Origin of the sequence: Sandaracinobacter neustonicus (assembly GCF_006385875.1) — a bacterium.
Lineage (GTDB): Bacteria > Pseudomonadota > Alphaproteobacteria > Sphingomonadales > Sphingomonadaceae > Sandaracinobacteroides > Sandaracinobacteroides neustonicus.
Map to the genome: position 1 here is coordinate 128,065 of NZ_VFSU01000017.1, position 25,444 is coordinate 153,508.

The 25,444-nt window shown below is 66.3% G+C and carries 19 protein-coding genes and 1 tRNA gene; 12 read left to right on the forward strand and 8 right to left on the reverse strand.

All coding sequences use genetic code 11. The annotated features are described in order from the left end of the window. The first annotated feature begins 56 nt into the window (after window positions 1-56). From FJQ54_RS05725 to FJQ54_RS05740, 4 genes are all read left to right on the forward strand, one after another. Entirely contained in the window at window positions 57-1,751 is a 1,695-nt protein-coding gene (locus tag FJQ54_RS05725) for a class I adenylate-forming enzyme family protein (RefSeq protein WP_140927455.1), read from the forward strand. After that, window positions 1,748-2,146, forward strand: a complete 399-nt coding sequence (locus FJQ54_RS05730) for a hypothetical protein (RefSeq protein ID WP_140927456.1) — start codon at window positions 1,748-1,750, stop codon at window positions 2,144-2,146. Before FJQ54_RS05725 ends, FJQ54_RS05730 begins: the two co-directional genes overlap by 4 nt. 95 nt (window positions 2,147-2,241) lie before the next feature. After that, window positions 2,242-4,125 carry a tetratricopeptide repeat-containing sulfotransferase family protein gene (locus FJQ54_RS05735; RefSeq protein WP_140927457.1) on the forward strand — a complete coding sequence of 628 codons (1,884 nt, stop codon included), beginning with the start codon at window positions 2,242-2,244 and terminating at the stop codon, window positions 4,123-4,125. Between the two features lie 117 nt (window positions 4,126-4,242). Next, window positions 4,243-6,621: a TonB-dependent receptor gene (locus FJQ54_RS05740; RefSeq protein ID WP_235890328.1), complete on the forward strand. Its 2,379-nt coding sequence runs from the start codon at window positions 4,243-4,245 to the stop codon at window positions 6,619-6,621. Window positions 6,622-7,214: 593 nt separating this feature from the next. On the opposite strand, the gene FJQ54_RS05745 is transcribed toward FJQ54_RS05740, so the two are convergent. Genes FJQ54_RS05745 through FJQ54_RS05765 form a run of 5 tightly spaced genes read right to left on the reverse strand, consistent with a single transcriptional unit; the run spans window position 7,215 to window position 11,775 of the window. Next, on the reverse strand, window positions 7,215-8,057 hold the full coding sequence (locus FJQ54_RS05745; protein WP_181159994.1) for a ChaN family lipoprotein: 843 nt from the start codon (window positions 8,055-8,057) through the stop codon (window positions 7,215-7,217). A gap of 10 nt (window positions 8,058-8,067) precedes the next feature. Next, complete coding sequence (locus FJQ54_RS05750) at window positions 8,068-8,856, reverse strand: ATP-binding cassette domain-containing protein (RefSeq protein WP_140927459.1); 789 nt, start codon at window positions 8,854-8,856, stop codon at window positions 8,068-8,070. Continuing rightward, the gene (locus tag FJQ54_RS05755; protein ID WP_140927460.1) at window positions 8,853-9,920 is read right to left on the reverse strand and encodes a FecCD family ABC transporter permease; all 1,068 of its coding nucleotides are present in this window, start codon (window positions 9,918-9,920) and stop codon (window positions 8,853-8,855) included. Before FJQ54_RS05755 ends, FJQ54_RS05750 begins: the two co-directional genes overlap by 4 nt. Then, entirely contained in the window at window positions 9,917-10,735 is an 819-nt protein-coding gene (locus FJQ54_RS05760; RefSeq protein WP_140927461.1) for a heme/hemin ABC transporter substrate-binding protein, read from the reverse strand. Before FJQ54_RS05760 ends, FJQ54_RS05755 begins: the two co-directional genes overlap by 4 nt. After that, window positions 10,732-11,775, reverse strand: coding sequence for a hemin-degrading factor (locus tag FJQ54_RS05765; RefSeq protein WP_181159996.1), 1,044 nt, complete (start codon window positions 11,773-11,775; stop codon window positions 10,732-10,734). Before FJQ54_RS05765 ends, FJQ54_RS05760 begins: the two co-directional genes overlap by 4 nt. A 108-nt stretch (window positions 11,776-11,883) precedes the next feature. Between FJQ54_RS05765 and FJQ54_RS05770 the strand changes: the two genes are divergently transcribed. The 3 genes from FJQ54_RS05770 to FJQ54_RS05780 all read left to right on the forward strand — a co-directional run bounded on the left by FJQ54_RS05770 (window position 11,884) and on the right by FJQ54_RS05780 (window position 15,347). Further along, window positions 11,884-14,121 carry a TonB-dependent hemoglobin/transferrin/lactoferrin family receptor gene (locus FJQ54_RS05770; protein ID WP_140927463.1) on the forward strand — a complete coding sequence of 746 codons (2,238 nt, stop codon included), beginning with the start codon at window positions 11,884-11,886 and terminating at the stop codon, window positions 14,119-14,121. A 69-nt stretch (window positions 14,122-14,190) separates the two neighbouring features. Continuing rightward, complete coding sequence (locus tag FJQ54_RS05775; protein ID WP_140927464.1) at window positions 14,191-14,709, forward strand: VOC family protein; 519 nt, start codon at window positions 14,191-14,193, stop codon at window positions 14,707-14,709. Then, window positions 14,709-15,347, forward strand: coding sequence for a carboxymuconolactone decarboxylase family protein (locus tag FJQ54_RS05780; RefSeq protein ID WP_140927465.1), 639 nt, complete (start codon window positions 14,709-14,711; stop codon window positions 15,345-15,347). Before FJQ54_RS05775 ends, FJQ54_RS05780 begins: the two co-directional genes overlap by 1 nt. A gap of 270 nt (window positions 15,348-15,617) precedes the next feature. Here FJQ54_RS05780 and fghA read toward each other — a convergent pair whose 3' ends face one another. Further along, window positions 15,618-16,442, reverse strand: coding sequence for an S-formylglutathione hydrolase (gene fghA / locus FJQ54_RS05785; protein WP_140927466.1), 825 nt, complete (start codon window positions 16,440-16,442; stop codon window positions 15,618-15,620). Window positions 16,443-16,531: 89 nt separating this feature from the next. Here fghA and FJQ54_RS05790 point away from each other — a divergent pair, with 89 nt between their 5' ends. The 4 genes from FJQ54_RS05790 to FJQ54_RS05805 all read left to right on the forward strand — a co-directional run bounded on the left by FJQ54_RS05790 (window position 16,532) and on the right by FJQ54_RS05805 (window position 20,904). After that, a complete protein-coding gene (locus FJQ54_RS05790) occupies window positions 16,532-17,713 on the forward strand; it encodes an acyl-CoA dehydrogenase family protein (RefSeq protein ID WP_235890329.1) in 1,182 nt (393 codons plus the stop codon). 548 nt (window positions 17,714-18,261) lie between these two features. Beyond that, entirely contained in the window at window positions 18,262-19,515 is a 1,254-nt protein-coding gene (locus FJQ54_RS05795) for an acetyl-CoA C-acetyltransferase (RefSeq protein WP_140927467.1), read from the forward strand. 150 nt (window positions 19,516-19,665) lie between these two features. Then, window positions 19,666-20,010 carry a hypothetical protein gene (locus FJQ54_RS05800; protein WP_140927468.1) on the forward strand — a complete coding sequence of 115 codons (345 nt, stop codon included), beginning with the start codon at window positions 19,666-19,668 and terminating at the stop codon, window positions 20,008-20,010. A gap of 27 nt (window positions 20,011-20,037) precedes the next feature. After that, entirely contained in the window at window positions 20,038-20,904 is an 867-nt protein-coding gene (locus FJQ54_RS05805; protein WP_140927469.1) for an alpha/beta fold hydrolase, read from the forward strand. Between the two features lie 200 nt (window positions 20,905-21,104). On the opposite strand, the gene FJQ54_RS05810 is transcribed toward FJQ54_RS05805, so the two are convergent. Beyond that, window positions 21,105-21,178: transfer RNA gene (locus FJQ54_RS05810), tRNA-Gly, on the reverse strand. Between the two features lie 55 nt (window positions 21,179-21,233). Next, complete coding sequence (locus tag FJQ54_RS05815; RefSeq protein WP_140927470.1) at window positions 21,234-22,343, reverse strand: zinc-binding dehydrogenase; 1,110 nt, start codon at window positions 22,341-22,343, stop codon at window positions 21,234-21,236. A 239-nt stretch (window positions 22,344-22,582) separates the two neighbouring features. On the opposite strand from FJQ54_RS05815, the gene FJQ54_RS05820 reads away from it, so the two are divergent. Then, the gene (locus FJQ54_RS05820; RefSeq protein ID WP_140927471.1) at window positions 22,583-25,147 is read left to right on the forward strand and encodes a coiled-coil domain-containing protein; all 2,565 of its coding nucleotides are present in this window, start codon (window positions 22,583-22,585) and stop codon (window positions 25,145-25,147) included. Window positions 25,148-25,444 lie beyond the last annotated feature (297 nt).

Sequence of the window (25,444 nt, forward strand, 5' to 3'; positions counted from 1 at the left end):
TCAGGGGATTGCGAGGGGGCGCGGAGCCTGCTGGGATCAGCGCCGGAGGATTGCACATGACTGAGACTTGGCCGGCGATGAGCATCGCCCAGGCGAATGCCCTGCTGACGGCACCCGGCGCGCCGTTCGAAATGGAAGTGGTGGAGATCGAGGGACGCCCCACCCGAAGCTGGAAGAATGCGCCGCCCACACTGCAACATTGCTTTGCCGCCGGGCGCGCGCACGGCGAGCGCATCTTCCTTGTGCACGAGGAGGAACGTGTCAGTTACGAAGGCTTCGCCCGCGCTACGCTGCGGCTGGCGGATCATCTGAAATCGCTGGGTGTGGGGCGCGGCGATCGTGTCGCCATCGCCATGCGCAACGTGCCGGAATGGCCCGTCGCCTTCTATGCGGGCCAACTGCTGGGGGCCATCGTCACCCCGCTGAACGCATGGTGGACGGGCCCGGAACTGGAATATGGCCTCTCCGATTCGGGCGCTAAGCTGCTGATCGCCGACGGCGACCGGTGGGAGCGGATCGCCCCGCACCGGGCCGCGCTGCCCGATCTTCAGCATGTGCTGATCAGCCGGAGCGGCGACGGCTCGCTGGAGGCGGTGATCGGCGCGCCCGGCGCATGGGGCAGCCTGCCGGACCTGCCCACCCCCGCGCCGTTCCTGCACCCGGACGATGACGCGACCATCTTCTACACCAGCGGCACCACCGGAAAGCCCAAGGGGGCGCTGGGCACCCATCGCAACATCTGTTCCAACGTGATGTCGGGTGCCTTTTCCGGCGCGCGCAGCTTCCTGCGCCGGGGCGAAATGCCGCCGCAGCCGGACCCCGCCGCGCCTCAAAAGGCCACGCTGCTCTCCGTTCCCTTCTTCCATGCCACCGGCTGCCACGCCATCCTGAACCCCAGTCTTGTCGGCGGCGCGCGGCTGGTGATGCAGCGCAAGTTCGATGCCGGAGACGCGCTGCGCCTGATCGAAGCGGAGCGGATCACCTCGGCCGGTGGCGTGCCCACCATCGCCTGGCAGATCCTGACCCATCCGGATCGCGACAAATATGATCTCTCCAGCCTGGAAACCATTTCCTATGGCGGGGCGCCATCCGCCCCGGAACTGGTGCGGCAGATCGGCGCGGCAGGCTCCGCGCCCGGCAACGGCTGGGGGATGACGGAAACCAGCGCCACCTTCTGCCACCATATGGCGGAAGATTATCTTCACCGGCCAGACAGTTGCGGACCCGCAGTGCCCGTGTGCGACGCGGAAATCCGCGATGCCGATGGGAATGTGCTGCCGGTCGGCGAAGTGGGCGAACTGTACGGCTTCGGCCCCAACATCGTGAAGGCCTATTGGAACAAGCCGGAAGCCAGCGCCGAAACCTTCCCCGGCGGCTGGGTCCGCAGCGGAGACCTCGCCCGCATCGATTCGGAAGGCTTCGTGAGCATCGTCGATCGCGCCAAAGACATGCTGATTCGCGGCGGCGAGAATATCTATTGCGTGGAAGTGGAAGGGGTGCTGTGCGAACATCCCGCCGTGATGGACGCCGCCCTCGTCGGCCGCCCGCACCATGTGCTGGGCGAAGAACCCGTCGCATTCGTGTCCACAAAGCCGCACATGCAGGTCGGCGAAGCGGAATTGCAGGCCTTTGCGGCGGAAAGGCTTGCGCGTTTCAAGGTGCCGGTGGAAATCTTCGTCCGCCACCAGCCGCTGCCGCGCAACGCCAACGGCAAGATCTTGAAGAATGAACTGAAGAAGGAGGTCGCATGATCGCAGCCGAAGCCCTTTCCCAGCTGAAGAACCGGCTGGCGGAAGCCCTGCAATCCCCGGTGGAACTGGGCGAAGGCGATATGGGCGGAGGGCCGGGGCTGCGCATGCTGATCCACTCCATGGCCCCCGTGCCGGACGTCTCCAAAATGACGGGCCGCCACCTCGCAGACCAGACGACGAGCATGTCATGGGTGTTTCTGCTGATCCTGAAAGGCGAAGCGGAAAGCCAGCTCGCCGCCATCCGGCTGGTGGAAGCCACCGCCGGAAACATAGACGCACGCCCCGTGCTGGGCGGCGAAGGCTGGCGCGCCGACATGGCACTGGAAGACGGGCCGGAGTGGGCGCGCGGCCGGGGCGCAGCGATCGGGCTGCGGCTGCGGGTGGCGGTGGCCTGAGGCCGCTGACGGGTGGATAACGCCGGAGGGGGATTGCCCCCCTCAATCACCCTCCGCCGCTTGCCCCCGCCCATCCGATCGGCAACTCTGCGCGTATGAGCACCGCGCCCACCGGCACATTGGAAACCGCCCTTGCCCATGCAGCCCGGCTGCTGGGGGAAAACCCGGCCATGGCCGAGCAGCAGGCGCGGGAGATTCTGCGCGTGGTGCCGCACAGCGGAGCGGCGAAGCTGCTGCTGGGGCAGGCGCTGGCGGCGGGTGGGCAGCCGGATCTGGCGGTGCGGGCGCTGGGGGAGGCGGTGCGCGCCATGCCGGATTCGGCGGTGGCGTGGCGGACGCTGGCGGAGCAATTGCTGCTGCTGGGGGACGAGGCCGGGTCGGATCGGGCGCAGGCGGAGGCCATTCGCGCCTCGGTGAATGATCCGCGCTTGCGGGATGCGGCGGTCGCACTGGCGCGGGGCGACCTGCCGGTGGCGGAGAAGGCGCTGAAGGCGCATCTGAAGGCGGACCCGACCGATGTGGCCGCCATTCGCATGCTGGCGGAGTTGGCCGCGCGGATCGGCCGTTATCCGGATTCGGAGGCGCTGCTGCGCCGGGCCATTGAACTGGCCCCCGGTTTTGCGCCGGCGCGCTTCAATCTGGCGACTGTGCTGTATCGCGGCGGGCGGGCAGAGGAGGCGCTGATCGAGCTGGACCGGCTGATGGCGGAGGAGCCGGAGAATCCCGCCTATCGCAACCTCGCGGCGGTGGCGCTGACACGGACGGGCGATCTGGACGTGGCGCTGGTGCATTTCGAAAAGGCGCTGGCGCGGCAGCCGGGGCTGACGAAGGTGTGGCTGAGCTATGGCCACGCGCTGAAGACGCTGGGTCGGCAGGCGGACAGCGTGGCGGCCTATCGCCGCGCCATCGCGCTGGAGCCGGGCTTCGGAGAGGCGTGGTGGAGCCTCGCCAATCTGAAGACGGTGCGCTTCGAACCGGCTGATCTTGCCACGATGCAGCAGGCGCTTGCCGATGAGCAGGTGCAGGGCGAGGACCGCTTCCACCTGCATTTCGCACTGGGCAAGGCGCTGGAGGATGCGAAGCAGTTCGAGCCTGCCTTCCGCCACTATGAACAGGGCAACCGGCTGCGGCTGGAGGCGGTGCCGCACGATCCGGCGAAGCTGAGCGAGCGGGTGGAGCGCACGATCCGGCTGTTCACGACGGAATTCCTGCAATCCCGCGTGGGGCAAGGCTGCGCCGCGCCGGATCCGATCTTCATTCTGGGCATGCCCCGCGCCGGATCGACTCTGGTGGAGCAGATATTGGCCAGCCACCCGCAGGTAGAGGGCACGCAGGAGCTGCCGGACATCCAGATGATGGCGACGCGTCTGGGCGGCGAAGCGGATGCCTATCCGGAATTGCTGGCCAGCCTGCCCCCCGACCGGCTGCGCGCGCTGGGCGAGGAGTTTATGGAACGCACCCGGCCGCAACGCAGGACGGACAGGCCCTTTTTCATCGACAAGATGCCGAACAACTGGCTGCACACCGGCTTCATCCGGCTGATCCTGCCCAATGCGAAGATCATCGACGCCCGCCGCCATCCGCTGGCCTGCTGCTTTGCCAACTACAAGCAGCATTTCGCGCGTGGCCAGAGCTTCGCTTACAGCCTTGAGCATATGGCCGGCTACTATCGCGATTATGCGCGGCTGATGGCGCATGTCGATCGGGTCGCGCCCGGGGCTGTGCACCGGGTGATCTACGAACGGATGGTGGACGATACAGAGGCGCAGGTGCGCGCGTTGCTGGCGTATCTGGGGCTGCCGTTCGATCCCGCCTGCCTGCGCTTCCACGAAACGGAACGCGCCGTGCGCACCGCCAGTTCGGAACAGGTGCGCCGCCCGATCTACCGCGACGGGGTGGAGCAATGGCAGAATTTCGAGCCATGGCTGGGGCCGCTGAAACAGGCGCTGCAGGCGGAAATCGCGGGCTGGCCCGCCTGAGTGCTGCACCGCCGCATAACCACTTGACGCCTGTCCAACAAAGAGAGAGTTTCCCATCTTCCGGATCAATCAGAGGGCGCATCGGGGACGCCCCGCCGGGGAAAGGGGTCTATAGTGATGAAGCGGGTGACAGCTCCGTGTATCGCGCAGATTCTGCTGGCTTCAACCGCTCTTGGCTGGGCACTTCCGGCGGCGGCCGGGGAAACGGCCACAGCGGATGAAACGGGCAATGCCGACATTCTGGTGACGGCGCGGCGGCGCACCGAAAGCCTGCAGAATGTGCCGCTGAGTATTCAGGCGCTGGGCACGGAAACGCTGCAGCAGCAGAATGTCAGCTCGTTCGACGGCTATGCCCGGCTGCTGCCCAGCCTCAGCTTCCAGTCGTTCGGGCCGGGGCAGGCGCAGATCGCCTTTCGCGGCATCAACAATGCCGGAGACGGGCTGGACGCCGGTTCCACCCCCACCACCGGCACTTATATCGATGAAATCCCCATCACCACCATCGGCGGCACCCCCGATCTGCACATCTATGATATCGCCCGGGTGGAAGCGCTGGCCGGGCCGCAGGGCACGCTGTTCGGCGCCAGCTCCATGTCCGGCACGCTGCGCATCATCACCAACAAGCCCGATCCGACGAAGTTCGAAGCGGGCTATGATGTGTCGCTCACCAAATATGGCAAGGGCGATCCGGGCGGCAGCCTTGAAGGATTCGTGAACTTCCCCGTGGCCGAAAACGCCGCCATCCGCCTTGTGGGCTATTACCAGAAAGACGGCGGCTATATCGACAATGTGTTTGGTGAGCGCACCTACACGCTGGACCAGCCGGACCCGGAAATTTCCAAGACGGTGAACAACGCCAAGCTGGTGAAGGACAATTTCAACCCTGTCACCAACTATGGCGGCCGCGCCGCGCTGAAGGTGGATCTGGACGAGGATTGGGCGATCACGCCGCAGTTCATCTACCAGAAGTCGGAAGCGAAGGGGGCCTTCCTGTTCGATCCGCGCGTGGGCGACCTGAAGGTGCGGGATTTCAGCCCGTCTTACAATAATGACGAATGGTGGCAGGCGGCGCTGACGATCGAAGGCAAGATCGGCAACTGGGATCTCGTCTATTCCGGCGGCTACTTCAAACGCCACCTCGAGAATGAGATCGACTACAGCTATTACACCGTCGCCTATGACACCTATGGCTATTACGCGACCTATTTCCCCGACGGGAACGGCGGCTTCCTCGATCCCACGCAGCGGCAGAAGCTGAATTATCACTACACCAAGCACACGCAGGAAGTGCGCATCTCCTCGCCCAGCGATCAGCCGCTGCGCTTCACCGGCGGCCTGTTCTACCAGCGGCAGACCAACGATATCGACGCGCAATATTTCATCCCCGGAATCGGCTCTGTGCCGCCCGAGGGGCTGATCTGGTTCCAGCCGATCATCGACGACACCGTCTATCTGAAGCGGCTGGACCGGGTGGACAGCGATTACGCCATCTATGGCGAACTCAGCTATGACATCACCCCCGACCTCACCGTGAACGGCGGCATCCGCGGCTTCCGCGCGGAAAACTCGCTCGTCGGCTTCTCGGGCTTTTCCTATAATATCGACGAGAATTGCCTGCCGACGGACAATCCCGACATCCCCTGCGTGAACGTGCACGCCTATGGCGCGACAACGCCCATCCCGAACAAAACGCGGGAAACCGGCGAAACCCACAAGCTGAACATCAGCTGGCGGGTGGAGCCGGGCAAGATGGTTTATGCCACCTATTCCACCGGATTCCGCCCCGGCGGCGTGAATCGCAAGCCCGCATACGGGGCCTATAAATCCGATTCGCTCAGCAACTTCGAGGTCGGCTGGAAAACCGGCTGGTTCGACGGCACGCTGCGCTGGAACGGCGCGATCTTCTACCAGAAGTGGAAGGATATGCAGTTCGCCCTCGCCCGGCCGGGCGACGCAGGCGTCACCAGCCTCACGAACGTCGGCGGGGCGGAATCCAAAGGCATCGAATCCGATATCCTGCTGCGGTTCGGCGCAGTCGAACTCAGTGCCGCCGGCAGCTACACCGACGCCAAGCTGACCAGCGACTTCTGCGAGGAGGGCGGCGACGGCAGCATCAGTTGCACCCCCAAAGGCACCCGCCTGCCCATCCAGCCAAAACTGAAAGGCAATGCCAGCGTCCGCTACAATTTCCCCATCAACACGTCAGACGCCTTCGTGCAGGGGGCACTTCAGTTCCAGAGCAGCAGCCGATCCTTCCTGATGGACCGGGACGTTGCAGCCGTTGGCTACACCGGCGGCTTCGCCACTTTCGATTTTTCCGCCGGGGCCAAATTCGCCAGCGGAATCACAGCGGAACTGTTCGTGCTGAACGCCTTCGACAAACGCGGCGAACTCAGCCGCAACACCGCCTGCGCGCCATCCTATTGCGGGCCATTCTACCGCTCCTACCCGGTGCGACCGCAGTTCTTCGGCATACGCGTGGGGCAGCGTTTTTAGCGGGCTGGCGGGGTTCGGGGGGGCGTTTCTGAGGCCTCGTTGCGTGGGCGGGGCTGTGGAGGCCTCCGGCGGCTCGGGCTCTGCCCGAGACCCGGCAGGGGCGTGACGCCGCTCGCACCCCCGGAGTTTTTAGCCCCTCCCCTGGAGGGGAGGGGTTGGGGTGGGGGCCATCCGCTTGGCGCGAGGTTGGGCGTTTATTGCCTGCGGCGCTCTGGGACATGTCCCACCCACCTCTCCACACGTCACCCCGGATCAAGTCCGGGGTGACGGTTGTGGTTGTGGAGAGGGTGGTGGGTTTTCTCAGGGGCCTTCGACAAGCTCAGGCTGAGCGGGTGGGTAGGTTGGGGAGTTTGGTGGATCGGACCCGGCGTTGCTCCCCTCTCTCCAACTCTCTCCCCAGCGGGGAGAGAGAGCCTTCGTTGCGCCGCAGGCAATCAAAGCTGATCAGGTGCACGACGTGGGAGTTGCGGCGCAACGCCAACTTAGAGGGTGCAGGGAAATCATTTCCCTGCCCGCCGGAGGCAAAAAAAAGCCGCAGGCCGGGTTCCAAGGACAAAGCCCTGCCCGCGCGGCGCGCAAAAACCGCCGCCCGCCTACTCAGCTCCGAACAGCAGGTCCGCCGCCCCGGCCTTTGGTTCGCAGCCTTCGCCCGGCTTCACCGGAATTGCTGTCAACACCAGCGGCGCGCCCAGCGCTTTCAGCTGGTGGGCCACGCCGTGGCCGTCTGCGACATGGCCCCAGCCCATGATGGCGGCGACGTGGGCACCGGGGTTGTCGCGGAGCGCGGTGACGATGGCTTCGGCCATGGCGCGGTCCCACACTTGCTGGGCGTCGATGAAGCGGGCGATGGCTTCGGGGCTGGCTTCGCGCATGTGCTCGCGGAAGGTGTCGGCCAGTTTGGCGGCGTAGGCCGGGTCTGCGGCTGCGGGTTTGCTGATGGGCGATTTGCCGTCTGCGGCGGCTTTGTCGAAGCCTTCGCGGCCCACTTTGCGGACGAAGGCGCGATCCACGTTCAGGGCTTTCATGGGGATTTTGCGCGCGCGCGCCAATTCGAACACGGGGCGGTAGGCGGTGAAATCATGGCCCCAGCGCTCGGCCCATTTGCTTTCGGAGAGGAAGGCGGCTTCGTCCAGTTCGCCCGCCACCCAGCGGTCCAGCGCGGGCTGGGCTTCGCGGGGGAGCTGTTCCAGCCCGATCACCACGGGGCCTTTGGCGGCGAGCGCGGCGATAGTGTCTGCCTGCCATTGGTGGTGTGCGGGGGTGGCGTGGCGTTCGCCCAGCAGCACGGTCTGCGCGGCCAGCGCTTTGTCCAGCACGGCGCTGGCGGAAACCGGGCTTCCGGCGGCGTCGATCCACTGGCCCGGCGCGGGGCAGGTGGCCGCGAAGGCGGGGGTGGTGGCCAGCAGGGCAGCGGAAAGCGCGAGGCGATACAACATGGCAGGCCTTTTATTCCGCCGCGAGGCGCAGCGGGAGGGGGGATCGGCCGAGGCCCAGCAGCAGGGCGGCTTCGGCGGGATCGATGGCATAGACGTCTGCGACCAGCGCCGGGTCCAGCTGCTCGGGCGGCACGTCTGCCAACAGGGTGCCGCGCGCGAGCAGCAGCAGGCGCGTGGCGAGGCGGCAGGCCAGCGGCAGATCGTGCAGCGAGGCGATGATGGTGGCCCCGGCTTGCGCCTCGGCCTTCAGCACTTGCAGCAGCGCCAGCTGGTGGCGGTAATCCAGCCCGGTGGTTGGTTCGTCCAGCAGCAGCAGGCTGCGTTGCTCGCCTGCGCGCAACTGGACGAGGGAGCGGGCGATGTGCACGCGCTGGCCCTCCCCACCGGACAGGCGGGTGGCGGAACGGTCTGCGAAGGCGGACAGGTCCATATCGGCCAGCGCTTCGGCGATCAGCGCGCGGCCGTGCGGCGAATCGGCGCTGATGCCGTGCGGGTGCAGGCCCATCGCCACCACTTCGGTCACGGCGAAATCGAAGGCGATCAGCGATTGCTGACGCAGCATGGTGCGCAATTCGGCCCGGCGCGGCAGCGAGAGATCGGTGATGCGCTGGCCATCCAGCCGGATCTGCCCGGCGGTGGGCGGCAGATCGCCCGCCAGCGTTTCCAGCAGGGTGGACTTGCCCGCGCCGTTTGGCCCGGCGAGCACGGTGATGCTGCCCGGTTCAAGGCTGAGACTGAGGCGATCCAGCAGGGTGCCACCGCCGCGCGTGACGCAGAGATTTTCGACGGAGAGGATCATAGCCACGCCCGCCGGGTGCGAATTAGCATGGAGAGGAACACTGGCGCGCCCACCAGCGCCATGATGACGCCGACCGGCGCTTCGGCGGGGAGCGCCACCAGCCGGGCGGCAAGGTCTGCGGTGGCGAGCAACGCCGCGCCACCCATGGCGCACAGCGGCAGCAGCGCCCGGTGCGCCGGCCCCACGGCCATGCGCAGCATGTGCGGCACCACCAGCCCCACGAAGCCGATCACGCCGGACAGGGAGACCGCCGCACCCACCGCCACCGCCGTGAGTAAACCGAGTTTCAGCCGCAACCTGTCTGTATCGATGCCCAGATGCCGGGCGGGGGCTTCGCCCAGCGCCAGCAGGTCCAGCGCGCGGTGGGTGCGGATGAGGGCGGTCGTGGCCAGCGCGATCAGCAGCAGCGCGGGCGCGAGCACGGCCCATTCCGTTTGCGCGAACGAACCGAGCATCCACATGGAGAGCGCGCGCATTTCGGTATCGGTGGAGATATAGGTGGCCAAGCCGATCAGCGCCGCGCCGATGGCGTTCACGCCGATCCCCACCAGCAGCATGAGCACGGTGGCCCCCGGCCCGCCGGATCGGCCGAGCCACAGCACCAGCGCAACCGAGGCGAGCGCGCCCGCGAAGCTGAGCAGCGGCAGGATGAAGGGGCGCAGCAAGTCCAGCGAGGCGAGGCCCGCGAACAGCCCGGCCCCGAATACGAACCAGATCGCCGCACCCAGCGCCGCCCCGGTGGAAACGCCCAGCAGCCCGGGTTCCGCCAGCGGGTTGCGGAACAGCGCCTGCAACGCCGCGCCGGAAACGCCCAGCGTGGCCCCCACCGCCAGCGCCGCCAGCAGCCGGGGCAGGCGGATGCCTGTGAGCACCGTCAGCGCACCGGGGTCGCCTTCACCGATGCCGATCAGCGCCAGCAGGTCGCGCCATTCGATGGGCACCGCCCCCAGCCGCAGATTGGCGACGATGGAGACGAACAGGGCAAGCGCCAGCAGCAGCGCCGTGCGACCCACGCGGCCAAGCCGGGCGGGCGCGCTGGAAGCCGCCGCGACGGCCGCCGTCATTTCGCCAGCCCGAGCCCGCCGCGCAGCTTCGCCACCGCTTCGGGCAGGCGCGGGCCGAAGTTCAGCGCCATCAGGCTGTCCACCACGAACACACGGCCGTTGCGCACGGCGGGCGTGCGGGCCAGCACCGGGTCTTTCGTCAACGCCTCCAGCCCGCCTGCGATGCCCAGCACATGGCTGGGTATCAGCAGCACCTCGGGTGCGGCGACCACGGCGGCTTCGGCGGAGAGCGGCTTATAACCTTCGGCCGTGAAGCTGTTTCGCCCGCCGGAAAGGCGGATGAAACTGTCGCCAGCCGTCCCTTGCCCCGCCGCCATGATACGGCCCGGCGCGCTTGCCAGCACCAGCATCATGGACGGGCCTTTATCCGGCTGGGTCTTCGGCAACCGGGCGATGATCGAGGCGGCGAGCTTCTCGCCCTCGGCCGGTTTGCCCAGCGCGGCGGCGATGGTGCGAATCTTCGCTGCCAGCCCGGCGGCGCTTGCCTCGTCTGGCACCATCACCGGTTTCAGGCCGCTGCGCTCCAGCTGGCGCAGCACAGCTTCAGGCCCGGCCCCGGCGCTGACGAGCAGCAGGTCCGGCCGCTGCGCCAGCACCGGTTCGGGTGCGAGCTGGCGCAGATAACCCAGCTTCGGCAGCTTGCCGGTTTCCGCCGGGTACATGGAGGTGTCGTCCACCGCGACGACCTTGCCGCCTTCGCCCAGCGCGAAGACGATTTCGGTGACATCGCTGCCAACGGAGACGATCCGCTCCGCCGCATGGGTAGCCGTGGCCCCCAGAATCAGCGCCAGCAGCGCCAGCAGTCGGGCGATCATGCGGCGGGCACTTCCTCGACGATCTGCTTCCAGCCTTCCAGTTCCGGCTGGCCGGGCTTCCGCTCGCCGAAGAACTGGGCGATCAGCAGGCCGTCCTTGTCGAACAGCTCGATGGAATGCACCGCGCTGTCTGTCTGCGGCTTCCACACGGCATAGGCCTCTGCGATCAGGTCCGCGCGCAGGTGCAGGTTGAAGCCGGGATCGAGGATGTTCAGCCACGGACCCATCGGCACCACCCGCCTGATCGGGCCGCTGTGAATCTGGATGCAGCCATTGTTGCCCACGAAGCACATGATCGGCACGTCGCGGGCGACGGCCTGTTCCAGAATCGCCTGCAGCGAATCCGTGGGGATCGCACGGGAGAAGGGGCCCCCGGCCAGCCGCATCGCCTGCCGCCGCCCCACACCCTGCTTGCGCAGCAGCGCGAAGAAATCATGCACGTCGGCCAGCTTCCACCAGCCGTCGCGAAGCGCTTCCACGTCGATTTCGGCATCCGGGCGGTCGGCTGCCGGGGGCGCGATGGGTTCGGCCAAGATCGGCTGCAACGGGCCTTCCACCGCGAAGCGCGACACAAGGTCGCGCCAGGCGGCCATGTCCGTTTGCGGGCGGGCGAAAATCTTGTGGATGGCCACGCCCGCCTTGTCGAAGAACTGCAGGCTGTGGCGGATCGCGCCATCGTCCAGCGGCGTTTCCACCGCAAAGGCATGCGCCCACTGGCCCATGAACAGCCTCAGGTCGATCTCGTGGTTCAGCACCAGCCCCATGCCGCCGTTGATCTCGATATTGGCGTAGGCGCCGTCCTTCTCATGCACGCAGGCATGGTTCCGCGTGAGCGCCATCACTGTGCCCAGCGGCGGCAGCGCTTCGATGATGGCGGCGGCCGGGAGAGCGAGGCGGATGACGCGCGCGTCTGACTGGTGCGCGGTGAGCCACACCCCTTCGGACACACCAAGCGCAGCGGCCTGATCGATGGGGCGTTTTGGGGCCGGGCGGGGTGCGTCGGCGGGGGTGCCGGAAGCGGCAGGGGCGAGGTTTGTCATGTCGGTTGAATAGATTTGAATGCGAGTCACTTGCAATATCAAAATTGTCACGGCATTGCATTTGCGAGTCATTCGCAACCCAAAAACAGGGACACATCAGGGATCGTCATGCCGAGCAATCTTTCAACACCCGCTAAAATCATCGCCGCCGCCCTCGCCGGCAGCTTCCTCTCTGCCGTCGCCGTCGCTGCGGAGGCGGACGACTCGGACGCCGCGCTGGGCGGCGGCGCGCCTGCCATCGTGGTAACCGCCACGCGCACGCCGCTGTCGATCCTTGAAGCGCCCGCCACCGTCACCCTGTTCGATGCCGACAGCATCGCCGACAATCTGGTGACGGACATCCGAGACCTCGTGCGCTTCGAACCCGGCGTCAGCGTGCGGCGTGCGCCCACCCGCTTTGGCGCGGCATCCGGCAGCACCGGGCGCGACGGCAATGCGGGCTTCAACATCCGCGGCCTTGAAGGCAATCGCGTGCTGATGCTGGTGGATGGCGTGCGCGTGCCGGACGGCTTCGATTTCGGCGCGCAAGCGGCCGGGCGCGGCGATTATGTCGATCTGGGCCTTGTGAAATCGGTGGAAATCCTGCGTGGCCCGGCCTCTGCCCTTTATGGCAGCGACGGGCTGGCGGGCGTCGTCAGCTTTGTGACGGCAGACCCGGAAGATCTGCTGCGCGGGCAGGCTTTCTCCGTGCTGGGCCGCGCGGGCTATGCCTCTGCGGATCAGGAGTGGAGCGGCACCGGCATCGTCAGCGGCAAGGCAGGGGCCTTTTCCGCCATGGGCGCAGTGACGATCCGCCGCGGCCATGAGCTGGACAATCAGGGCACGAACGATGCCCCCAACAGCACGCGCACCCGCCCCAACCCGCAGGACACGCGCACCGACAGCTTCCTTGGCAAGCTGGTCTATGATCTGGGCGGCGGCCACCGGCTGCGGTTGACAGGCGAACATCTGGAAGACCGGGTGGATACCGACGTGCTGAGCGGAATCGCGCCCGTGCCCAGCGCTGCCACCAGCGTGATCGGGCTGACAGCGCAAGACAAGATCAAGCGCGACCGGGTGGCGCTAGACTGGCGCTATGACGGCAGCGGGCTGGTGCAACACGCCAGCGTGACCGGCTTCTGGCAGCAATCGAAGAACCGGCAATCCTCGTTTGAGGATCGCAACACCGCCGCAGACCGTATCCGCATCAACAGCTTCGACAACCGGGTGTGGGGGGCCGCCGCAGACGCGACGCTGGGCTTCGAAACCGGCCCTGCAAAGCACCGGCTGACGGCGGGCGGAGACGTCTCTATCACCCGGCAGGAAGGCCTGCGCGACGGCACCGTGCCGACTGCGCCCGAAGTCTTCCCCACCCGCCCCTTCCCCATCACGGATTACACGCTGGCCGGGCTGTTCGCCGGAGACGAAATCCGCTTCGCCGACGGGCGCTTCATCCTGTTCCCGGCGCTGCGCTTCGATCATTATTCGCTGCGCCCGAAGCAGGATGCGGCGCTGCCCTCGTTCGAAGGCGCGCGCTCGTCCGGCTCGCGCGTGTCGCCCAAGCTGGGCGCGACCTTCCGCGTGACGGAAGGCGTCAGCCTCGTCGCCGGTTACGCGCAGGGCTTCAAGGCCCCCGCGCCGGGGCAGGTGAACCAGTTCTTCGAAAATCTGACCTCGCCCTTCTTCGCCTACCGGTCGATCCCGAACCCCGACCTGAAGCCGGAGACGAGCGAGAGTCTGGAAGGCGGTGTGCGCATCGCCAGCGGACCGGTGCAGGCGGCTTTCACCGCCTTCACCGGCCGCTACCGCAACTTCATCAGCCAGGAGCAGATCGGCGGCATCGGCACTGTCGCCAACCCGATCATCTTCCAGTTCGTGAACCTCGCCCATGTGGATATCGACGGGCTGGAAGCGAAATTCGCGGTGGAACCCGTGGCGGGGCTGACGCTGGACGGTGCCATGGCATGGTCGAAAGGCCGGGTGGACCGCGACGGCGTGCGCGGGCCGCTGCTGACCATCGATCCGCTGAAGTTCGTGGCGGGCGCGGGCTACCGCGCGCCGGACGGCCGCTTTGGCGGGCAGCTGATCGCCACCTTCGGCAGCCAGAAGGAACGGCGCGAGACGGAAGGGCTGTGCACGCCCAGCTGCTATATCCCCGGCGGCTATACCGTGCTGGACGCCACCGTCTTCTTCCGCATCAACGACAATTTCACCGTCCGCGCCGGGCTGTTCAACCTGCTGGACGCCACCTACACCGAATGGGCCGATGTGCGCGGCCTTGCCGACACGACGGCGAACCGCGCCATTGCCGACGCATGGACGCAGCCGGGGCGCAACGTCAGCGTTTCGCTGACCGCTCGCTTCTAACCGCCCGATTCTGACAGCCTGCCTTCCGCCCCGCCTTTGAGGAATACTCATCGGCGGGGAGGACAGGTTATGCGCACGAATGGGATCAACCATATCGCGCTGGTTGCGCGCGACATGGCGGAAACGGTGAAATTCTACACCGAAGTCCTGCAAATGCCGCTGGTGAAAACGGTGGAGTTGCCGGGTGGCGGGCAGCATTTCTTCTTCGATTGCGGCGGCGGATCGGCGGTCGCCTTCTTCTGGTGGGCGGATGCCCCACCGCCCGCGCCGGGCATCGCCTCTGTGCGGAAATTCCCCGGAGACGACCGCACCGCCATCGGATCGATGAACCATCTGGCCTTCCATATGGATCAGGATGAATTGCAGGCCGTCATCGCCCGGTTGCAGGCGGCGGGCGTAGAGGTGCTGCCGATCGTGGTGAACCATGACGACAGCGAGGCGACCGTGAGTGCGAAAATGCACCCCGGCGTGTTCGTCCGCTCCGTTTATTTCACCGATCCCAATGGAATCATGCTGGAATTCGCCGCCAGCACCCGCGAATTCGGGCCTGCGGACGTGCGTCACGTGCCAGCCGGGGTGGCGGCCTGATGCCACGCCTGCGCCCCGTCCCGCGCGCCGAAGCCACGGATGAAACCGTGCTTCATGCCTATCGGCTGCTGTTCGGGGATCGCGATCCGGTTGCCGAACCCGGCACCGCCACCGGCACGCGGGGGGACTGGTGGCCGGTGTTCGCCAATTCGCCCGACACGCTGCGCCACGCCATGCAGGGCTTCGGCTATTACCGATCCCCCAACCGCAAGCTGGACCCGGTGCTGCGCGAACTGGCGCAGACATGGGCCGGGTGGGCGGTGGGCAGCCAGTTCGTCTTTTCCCAGCATTGCAAATCGCTGCGCGGCGCAGGCGTGAGCGAAGCGAAGATCGCCGCCATCCCCACATGGCAGACGGCGGATTGCTTCGACGTGAAAGAGCGGCTGGTGCTGGCCTATGCCGACCGGCTGGTGACACATCGCGGCCGCGTGCCGGATGCGTTGTTCGCGGAACTGAAGGCCAGCTTCAGTGACGAGGAAATATTGGAGCTGACCTACATCAGCTGCCTGTACGACATGCACGCAGTGATGAGCAAAGCGCTGCGCACCGAGTTCGACGACCGCGACGACCCGGTGGTGGAAGTGGCCGCACCGGAGGCGTTCTCCGCAAGGGATTTCATGGACACAGGCCGAACGTAAAACCAGCGCCGCAGGCCATCAAACCCGATTACACCTGTGTCGCACCGGCTGACTTCCACCCGCTCAGGCTGAGCCTGTCGAAGCCCCATGCAGCAATCCACCATCGGCCCAGTCATGGTGCCGCCACGTCCGGGGCTTCGACAGGCTCAGCCTGAGCGGGATGAGAGGGCAGGCAAGCCATGCCTGTTTGCAGAGGGTGCAGGGAAATCATTTCCCTGCCGGGTGCAGGGCAGAGCCCTGCCCACGCGGCGCGCAAAAAACGCCCGCGCGCTACCCCAACCGCGCCGCGTGCCACTCCAGATGCGAGGTCATGAAGCTGGAGATGAAGTAATAGCTATGGTCATAGCCGGGCCGCAGGTTCAGCGTCAGCGGGATACCAGCGGTGTCGCAGGCGGCGCGCAGCAGCTCCGGCTTCAGTTGCGGCTGCAGAAACGAGTCTGCGTCGCCCACGTCCACCAGCAGATCGGGCAGGCGCGCGCCGGCGTCGATCAGCGCGACGGCGTCGTGGGCGGCCCACAAGGTTTTGTCCGGCCCCAGATAGGCCGCCAGCGCTTTCTCGCCCCATGGCACTTGCGAGGGCGCGACGATGGGAGCGAAGGCTGAGACAGCGCGATAGCGGCCAGGGTGGCGCAGCGCCATGGTGAGCGCGCCATGTCCGCCCATGGAGTGGCCGGTGATCCCCTGCCGCGCCATATCCAGCGGGAAGTGCGCGGCGGCCAGCGCGGGCAGTTCCTCGGTGATATAGCTCCACATGCGGAAGTGCGGAGCCCATGGGGCCTCGGTCGCGTCGACGTAGAAGCCTGCGCCCTGCCCCAGATCATAGGCGGGATCGTCGGCCACGTCCGAACCGCGCGGGGAGGTGTCGGGCGCGAGGATGGCGAGGCCCAGCCGGGCGGCGGCTTCGCGGAACTCGCCCTTTTCGGTCACATTGGCGTGGGTGCAGGTGAGGCCGGAGAGATAGGTGATCAGCGGGAACGGCCCCTCGCCTTCGGGCAGGAAGATCGAGAATGTCATGTCGGTGCCGGTCGCGCTGCTGGCGTGCGTCCACACTTGCTGCCGCCCGCCGTGGCTGCGCCATTCCGATTTCTGTTCCATCGCCTGCCCGTCCTTGCATCCAGCCTGATCGGCCCGCCATAGAGCGGGGCAACAGCCCGGCACAAGCAGGGCGAACAGGGGGAGGGAACATGCCCGCGATCAGCCACCACAACGGAATGGACGAGGCCAGCTTCACGGCCTTCGCCGATCAGTTGGACCGTTATGTGCGCGACAGGTTGATCCCGGCCGAACCGCGCATGATCGAGGCGAATGCGGTGCCCGCCGACATCCTGACCGAAATGCGCGACATGGGCCTGTTCGGCATCACCATTCCCGAAGACTATGGCGGCGCGGGGCTGAACGTCTCGCAATATGTGGAGACGATCCGCCGCCTCGCCTATGCCGCGCCCGCCTATCGCTCCACCATTTCCATCGGTGTCGGCATGGTCACCTCCGCGCTGAAAACGGGCGGCACGGCGGCGCAGAAGCAACGCTGGCTGCCGCAGCTGGCGGCAGGGATGATCGCCAGCTTCGGCCTGACGGAACCCGGCTCCGGATCAGATAGCGCAGCGCTGCAGACGCGGGCAGTGCGCACGGCGGAGGGCTATGTGCTGAACGGCACCAAGCGCTACATCACCAACGCCCCCAACGCCGGACTGGCGCTGATCATGGCGCGCACCAGCGCGGAGAACCTGCCGCGCAACGCCCATATCTCGGCGTTTCTGGTGCCGCTGGACACGCCCGGAGTCACGGTGGGCAAGCCCGACCGCAAGATGGGGCAGGCAGGTGCCACCATCGCCGACATCATCATGGACGACGCGACCATCCCGGCCGACGCACTGCTAGGCGAGGTGGAGGGCAAGGGCTTCGAACATGCCATGCGCAGCCTCGACAACGGTCGCCTTTCCGTCGCGGCGGCCTCGGTAGGCTATGCCAGACGCGCGCTGGATACGGCGCTCAGCTATGCCACCGAACGCAAGGCGTTCGGCGAACCCATCGCCAGCTTCCAGCTGATCCAGGCCATGCTGGCAGACAGTCGCGCCGAACTCTACGCAGCCGAATGCATGATCGCAGACGCCTGCCGGCTGGCCGACGAAGGCCGCCGCACCACCATCGAAGCCTCCGCCGCGAAAATGTTCGCCTCCGAAATGTGCGGCCGCGTGGTGGACCGCTGCGTGCAGATCCACGGCGGGGCCGGATACCTCAGCGAATATGAAGCCGAACGCTTCTTCCGCGACGCCCGGCTCTACCGCATCTACGAAGGCACCACGCAAATCCTGCAATTGCTGATCGCGCGTAACATGCTGAAGGAGTTTGCGGCGGGGGTGTGAGTGGGGGCGGTATGGTTGGAGGCCTCCGGCGGCCAAGGGCTCTGCCCTTGGAACCCGGCAGGGAAATGATTTCCCTGCACCCTCTGACTTTGCGTTGTGCGGCCACTCCAGCGCCGTGTGAGTGATCAGATTCGATTGCCTGCGGCGCTACGAGGCTCTCTCTCCCCGCCGGGGAGAGAGGTGGAGAGAGGGGAGCAACGCCGGGCGTAACCCACCAACCCTCCCACACCCCGAACCGTCACCCCGGACTTGATCCGGGGTGACGTGGGGAGAGGCGGGTGGGACATGCCCCAAAAGCGCCGCAGGCATTAAACCCCCAACCTCGCGCTAAGAGGATGGCCCCCACCCCAACCCCTCCCCTAAAGGAGGAGGGGCTAAAAGTCCGGGGGTGCAGGGGCGTCACGCCCCTGCCGGGTGCCGGGCAGAGCCCTGCCCGCCGGAGGCAACACCCGCTCCCCAAGACACCCCTCCACCGCCCCTTCCTCGCGATTCGCACAGTAGAGGGATCGGCTGCACAGCCTATCGCTCTCCGGCGAAGGAGATCACCGATGGCAGACGCTTATATCATCGACGCAGTCCGTACCCCGCGCGGCGGGGGCAAGCCCGGCAAGGGCGCGCTGTCGCACCTGCACCCGCAGCATCTGGCCGCAACCGTGCTGAAGGCGCTTGCCGAGCGGAACAAGCTGGACACCGCCACGGTGGACGACATCATCTGGTCCACCAGCACGCAGAAGGGCAAGCAGGGCGGCGATCTGGGCCGCATGGCGGCGCTGGATGCCGGTTATGACATCCGTTCTTCGGGGATGACGCTGGACCGTTTTTGCGGCGGCGGCATCACGGCGGTGAATCTGGCGGCGGGCATGGTGATGTCCGGCCTTGAAGATTGCGTGATCGCGGGCGGCACGGAAATGATGAGCCTGACGACGACGATGGCCAATGAGGAGCGCGCGGCGGGCATGGCCCCGATGATGATGGGCTCTGGCAACGCGCATCTGCAGAAGATTCACCCGCAGTCGCATCAGGGCATTTGCGGTGACGCGATTGCCTCGATGGAGGGGATCACCCGCGCCGATGTCGATGCGCTGGGTCTGGAAAGCCAGAAGCGCGCTGCGGTGGCGATTGCGGAAGGCCGTTTCAACAAGTCTCTGGTGACGGTGTTCAACGAGGACGGCTCCGTCGCGCTGGATCATGAGGAATTCCCCCGCCCGCAGACGACCGCCGAGGGCCTTGCGGGGCTGGAAGCCAGCTTCACCAAGATCGCCGACATGCCGCTGGATGAACGCGGCACCACCTTCCGCGGCCTGATCAACCAGAAATATCCCGATCTGAAGATCGAGCATGTGCACCACGCGGGCAACTCGTCCGGCGTAGTGGATGGCGCGGCCGCGGTGCTGGTGACGAGTAAGGCCTATGCCGAGAAGAACGGCCTGAAGCCGCGTGCGAAGATCGTGGCCATGACGAACATGGGCGATTGCCCCACGCTGATGCTGAACGCCCCGGTTCCGGCCGCGAAGAAGGTGCTGGAAAAGGCCGGCCTCACGGTGGACGACATCGACCTGTGGGAAATCAACGAAGCCTTCGCCGTGGTGGCGGAAAAGTTCATCCGCGATCTGAAGCTGGATCGCGACAAGGTGAATGTGAATGGCGGTGCGATCGCGCTGGGCCACCCGATCGGGGCGACGGGCTCCATCCTGATCGGCACCATCCTTGACGAACTGGAGCGCCGCGACCTGAAGCGCGGGCTGGTGACGATGTGCGCCGCCGGCGGCATGGCGCCTGCCATCATCATCGAGCGGGTTTAGGGCCACAGCGGTGAGGGGGCTTTGCCCCTTCACCGATGGGGTTAGCACGCTGATACGTGCGGAGGTAATTGAGCAATCCGATCGCTTCCGCATCGAACAGCGGAAGCTGCGCTGACTTGCAACGAACGGATATCCCGGTATTTTCGAGAAATGCTGAAGCTGTTCGAACGTGGTGATCGCGTGGCCCGAAAGCTCTATCGATCTTCACCTTCCCCAGGTGCGGGGCTGCATGGTCTGCTTATGGTGGTTCCACTGATTACACTGATTGGCGTCGGTGTAGCCACTGGAACCGAGTGGAAGTATCGGATGTGGTTGGTGTGGCCAGCGATACTATGGATAACTGTGATAACAGCATTTTGGTTTTATGGCATGGCAGTGGTTGGGGCCCAAGGAGGCCGCTACAACCCCAGATTTCGCAAAATGCTCTCTAAAGATTATCAGAAGCAAGGCAAACCAGCCCGCTTCCAGACCGATACAACGACGCCTGACGCATAACGAATCCGGACAGCACTGCGAAATCACATGCAAAACGGCCCCGCCTCTCACAGCTATATTTCGCAGCGGCTGAAGCTGCATTATGCGGATTGGGGCAACCCGGATGCGTCGCCGTTGCTGTTGCTGCACGGCGGCCGCGACCATTGCCGCAACTGGGACTGGACGGCCGAGGCGCTGCGCCACAAATGGCATATCCTGACGCCGGACTGGCGCGGCCATGGCGACAGCCAATGGTCTGCCGATGGCGAGTATAAGATGCTCCCCTACATTTATGATCTGGCACAGCTGATCCACCAGCAGGGGCTGGCCCCTGTGACCATCGTCGCCCATTCGATGGGCGGCAATATCGCCCTGCGCTATTCGGGGCTGTTTCCGGAGCATGTGCGCAAGATCGTCGTGATCGAGGGACTCGGCATGAGCCCGACGATGCAGGAGGAGCGCAACAGGATCGATTTTGCCGAACGCACGCGTGAGTGGATCGACAAGAAGCGCGCCGCAGCCGGCCGCACGCCGCGCCGCTATCCCACGCTGGAGGCCGCGCTGGCCCGGATGATGGAGGAGAACAAGCATCTGAGCGAAGCGCAGGCGCGACATCTGACGATCCATGGCGTGAACCGCAACGAAGACGGCAGCTTCAGCTGGAAGTTCGACCCCTATCTGAACATCTGGGGCGATTCCGACATGACTCAGGAGCAGGTCGAAACGCTGTGGTCCCGCATCACCGCCCCGGCGTTGTTGCTGTATGGCGCGAACAGCTGGGCCTCCAACCCGGCGGTGGACGGCCGCATCCGCCATTTCCAGAACGCGGAGGTGAAGCTGTATGAAAACGCCGGACACTGGCTGCACCATGACCAGTTCGAACGCTTCATCGGGGATCTTGAGAGGTTTCTGTAGACGCGGCCCGCCGCGCAGGCCCGGTATCGTTCAACGACCGGCAGATCGCCGATATCATCGGCTGGAGCGAATTAAGCGTGTCTCGAATCCGCAAGCGCTACGTCGACCAGGCCCGCGGTAACGTTGCCCTCGGGGAACGTCTGGCGAACAGGAATGTAAATGATCCGGTAAATAATACCCCGTGAAACGGGGCTAAGTGCTGGAGCGGGTGAAGGGAATCGAACCCTCGTATTCAGCTTGGGAAGCTGCTGCTCTACCATTGAGCTACACCCGCGGAACCAAGCGGCGGCGTCCCTGCCACGACCTTGGGTTGCCGGTCAACTATATGGTCAGCCGGGAATGACGATCTGGCGGATGGCGCTGCCGTCTGCCAGCCTGTCCATCAGGTTGTTGATCTCGCCCAGCGGGCTTACGGAGGACAGCAGCCGCTCCACCGGCAGGCGGCCTGCTTTCCACAGGGCGATGTAGCGCGGGATGTCCCGCGCAGGGATGGAGGAACCCATGTAGCTGCCCGTCAGCGTCTTGGCGTCCGCCACAAGAGAGACGGCCGGGATGCTCAGCATCTCCGCCGGGTTGGGCAGGCCAACCGTGATCACCCGGCCGCCGCGCCGGGCTGCTGCATAGGCTTGCGCCAGCACGGCCGCGCGGCCCACCGTTTCGATCACCACATCCGCCTTGGGAAGCGCCCCGGCTTCAGATGGGTCCACGGCCTGCGCCGCGCCCAGTTCCAGAGCCAGCGCGCGCTTCTCAGGCGACGGATCCACCGCCATCACCGGCTGCGCGCCGCCCGCAACGGCGCCCAGCACGGCCGACAGCCCCACCCCGCCAAGGCCATAAACCAGCAGCGATTCGCCTGCGCGAAGCGCCGCCGTGTTCAGCACCGCGCCAACGCCGGTCAGCACGGCGCAGCCGAACAGCGCGGCGATTTCCGGCGGCACGTCCGGGTCGATCTTCACAGCGGATCGCCTGTCGACCACGGCATGGCTGGCGAACGCGGACACCCCCAGATGGTGTCGCACCGGCGCGCCATCGTCGTGCAGCCGCACGCCACCGCTCAGCATCCGCCCTTCGCCGTTCGCCGCCGCGCCATTGGGGCAGAGATAGCCTTGCCCCGACTGGCAGGGGACGCATTCGCCGCAGGCCGGAAGGAAGGCGAGCACCACTTTGTCCCCCACGGCGAACAGACGGTCTGCGCCGTCGCCCAGCGCCAGCACGGTGGCGGCCGCTTCATGCCCCAGCGCCATGGGCATGGGGCGGGGGCGGTCCCCGTTGATCACGGAGAGATCGGAATGGCACAGCCCGGCCGCGTCGATCCGCACCAGCAATTCGCCCGCGCGCGGCGGGTCCAGCTCCAGCGGTTGAACCGCCAGCGGCGCGCCCGCGCCATAGGGCCGCTGATGCCCGCCGCAGCTGTGTAGCACCGCCGCCATGATCTTCATCCGCGCCGCCCTCCCCGAAATGCGATTCCCGCTTGCGTTCCGGGGCTGTCTTTCTCCAAGCTGCGGCGGGCGTCAAATGTCGCGAAACTGACATGCCTGTGGACAAAGCGAAGCTCCCGCTTGCGCTCCACCAGATATGGTATCACTAGGGAATGTCGCGACAATAAATTGTGATTGCAGTGGCAATTTGCCATTCGCCCCGGGGGATTGGGGGCAGTCCGGCAGGAGCGAAGTCAGGGATGAGCCAGTCAGGGTTGGAAGCGAAGCGGCAATGGCCCTTGTGGGTTCTTGCGGTCGCCGGCCTTGCCTGGCTGCTGATCGCCGTGGCGGCAGGGGCGAACCTGCCGGTTGCGCCATCCGGCCTGCTGCAACAGTTGGCGAGTCTCGCCGCGATGATCGCGCCGCCGCTGATCATTCTGCTGCTGTTCCTCGCCTTCGCGCCGCTTGGCCCCCGCCGCATGGATCTGGACGAGGTGGAAGCGCGGGTGGAAGGCGCGACACGTGCCACCGCCGAGCTGGAAGAGCAGCTGGGCCGCATCCGCGGCACCCTGTCCGATTGCGTGGAGCGGGTGGAGACGCTGCGCCTGTCTGCCTCTGCGGAGGGTGAGGGGCTGGCCGCGCGGGCGCAGGCGCTGGAAGTGGCGGCGGGCACCATGGCGCTTTCCACCGCAGACATGGGCCGCGCTGCCGGGCAATTGCAGGATGTGATCCCTGCGCTGTCCCGGCAGGCGCAGGAGGCGGAAGCCGCGCTGAAGATCGCGGGCGGCGACGCGCGCCGCCATATCGAGACGGTGGAAACCGCCCTGTCGCAGATCGCCTCGCACGGGCGTGATGCGGGCCGCGAGGCCGAAGCGATGGTGTCCACAATGCAGGGGCTGATCGCGCAGATCGACCAGAGCGCGGCGGAAACCACGAAAACCATCGCCGGGCGCGCCTATACGCTGGACGCCGCCGTGACCGGGGTGCTGGATCGTTCGGCCGAGGCCTTTGCCTCCATCGGCGAAACGCTGGCGGCGCAATCGCGCAGCGTGGAGCAGATGGTGGCGGCGGCGCGTGCCGATCTGGACGGCTTCGGCTCCGAAGGCACCCGCCTCGTCGGCCAGCGGCTGGACGTGCTGATGAGCGCGGCCAGCCAGCTGAAGGGCCAGTTCGCGGATCAGATCGCGCTCTCTGCCCAGTTGCAGCAGTCGGCGGCTGGCGTGATCGCCGATATCGAAACCCGGCTGGCGGCGCTGGCAGAAGCACAGCGGCAGGCCTCTGAGGGGATCGCCAGCGAAACCGACGCGCGCGCGCGCCAGTTCGAAAGCCGGCTCGCCGATCTGGCGGAGCGGCAGCGCGTGGCCGACATTACCCAGCAGGAACGCATGGCCGGGGGCATCACCGCGCTGGAAAACCAGCTGGTGGAACTGGGCATGCGGCAGGCCGATGCGGCGGCGCGGATGCAGGATGCGCTGTCCACCGCGATCGCCGAAGTCGAATCGCGGCTGGACGCGCTGAAGGCTCGGCAATCCGCCATGGGGCTGGAGATGGAGCAGGAAGCCGGGCGGCTGGTGGAGGGCGTGGAACTGCGGCTGGGCGAACTGCGCGTGCGCCAGCAGGAACTGGCCGCCAGCATGGCCGCCGAGGCCTCGCAGAGCCTCGATCAGGTCGAAGGCCGTTTCGTGGACCTTGGCGCGCGCGCGGCGGAAAGCCATGCCGAAACAAGCGAACTGCTGGGCCGTACCCTCTCCGCCATCGCCACGCTGGGCGAGGCGCTGGATGAAAAGGCCTCTGCCATCGGCGGGCTGGAGCAGCGAATCGCAGGGCTGACCCCGGCGTTCGACAGCTTCGCCGACAGCAGCGAAGCCCGTGTGCCCGATCTGGCGCGCGGCTTCGACAGCATCAGCGAGCGCGGGCGCGGGATGCAACAGCAGCTGGACGCACTGGCAGACAGGATCGAAAGTCAGGTTGCCCTGCTGCGCGACAGCGCCGCCCAGTTCGAACGTGACCATGGCGCGGTCGTGGGCCTCAGCCAATCTCTTGCGGGCGAGTTCGAAACCGCGCGCGGCGTGGTGAACGAAATTCGCGACACCACCGAACAGACCGCCATCGCCGCTGCCGCGCGCATGGTGGAAAATGTGATGCAGGTGCGCGCCAGCGTGAACGCCACCGCCAGCGAAGTGCAGTCGCTGCTCTCCTCCGTCGTCGCCGAGGCGGAGCAAAGTCTGAACGAATTCGCCACCACCCGCGCCGAAGCCGCCTTCGGCGCGCCGATCCGGCTGCAGATCGCCGCGCTGGAAGATGTCTCGGTGAAAGCCGCGGACGCCGCGGGCGAGGCCTCGGAAAAGCTCACCGGGCGGCTCGTCGAGCTGATGAAGGTGATCTCCGAAACGGAAGCCCGGGTGGACGAGGTGGACACCCGCATGGACATCCGCGCCCGCGACACGCTGGCCGCCCGCTCCGTCCGGCTGGTGGAGAGCCTGAACACCGCGTCCATCGACGTCGCCCGCCTGCTTTCCGTCGACGTGGGCGAGAATGCGTGGAAACGCTACCTCGACGGCGACCGCACCCTGTTCGCCCGCGCCACCGTGCGGCTCGCCGACAAGGAAACCGCGCGCAAGATCGCCCGCCATTATGTGCATGACGCCGAATTCGAAGCCGAAGCCTCGCGCTACCTCGACCAGTTCGAACAACTGATCCGTCGCATCCTGAAAGACCCGGATGGCGAAAGTTTCGCACTCGTGCTGCTCTCCTCCGACATCGGCAAGCTGTATGTGATGCTCGCCGAGGCCATCGGCCGGCCGATCGCCCGTAAGGACGATTAGCCGCGCCGGGGAGGCCGCAAGGCGGAGCCCTGCGAATAGGCGCCTTTCGTCACAGCTTCGGCCGGGTTTACCCGACGGTGTGAACAAGCGCGCCTTTGCTGCACCCATGCTGCGCAGGAAATGTGGCGCAAAAGCCTCGGCCGCAAAAATTTCTTTCTATTGTATGACAAGCCATGGACAGTCGAAAATGTCAGTGATAACGCTACCAGAAAGGACGAAGGGGTCTGGCGGATGCCGGTCTGAACCTTCGGGAGCAATTTGGGGATGGAAAACGGATGGGCCGTTGCGCCTCCCCTG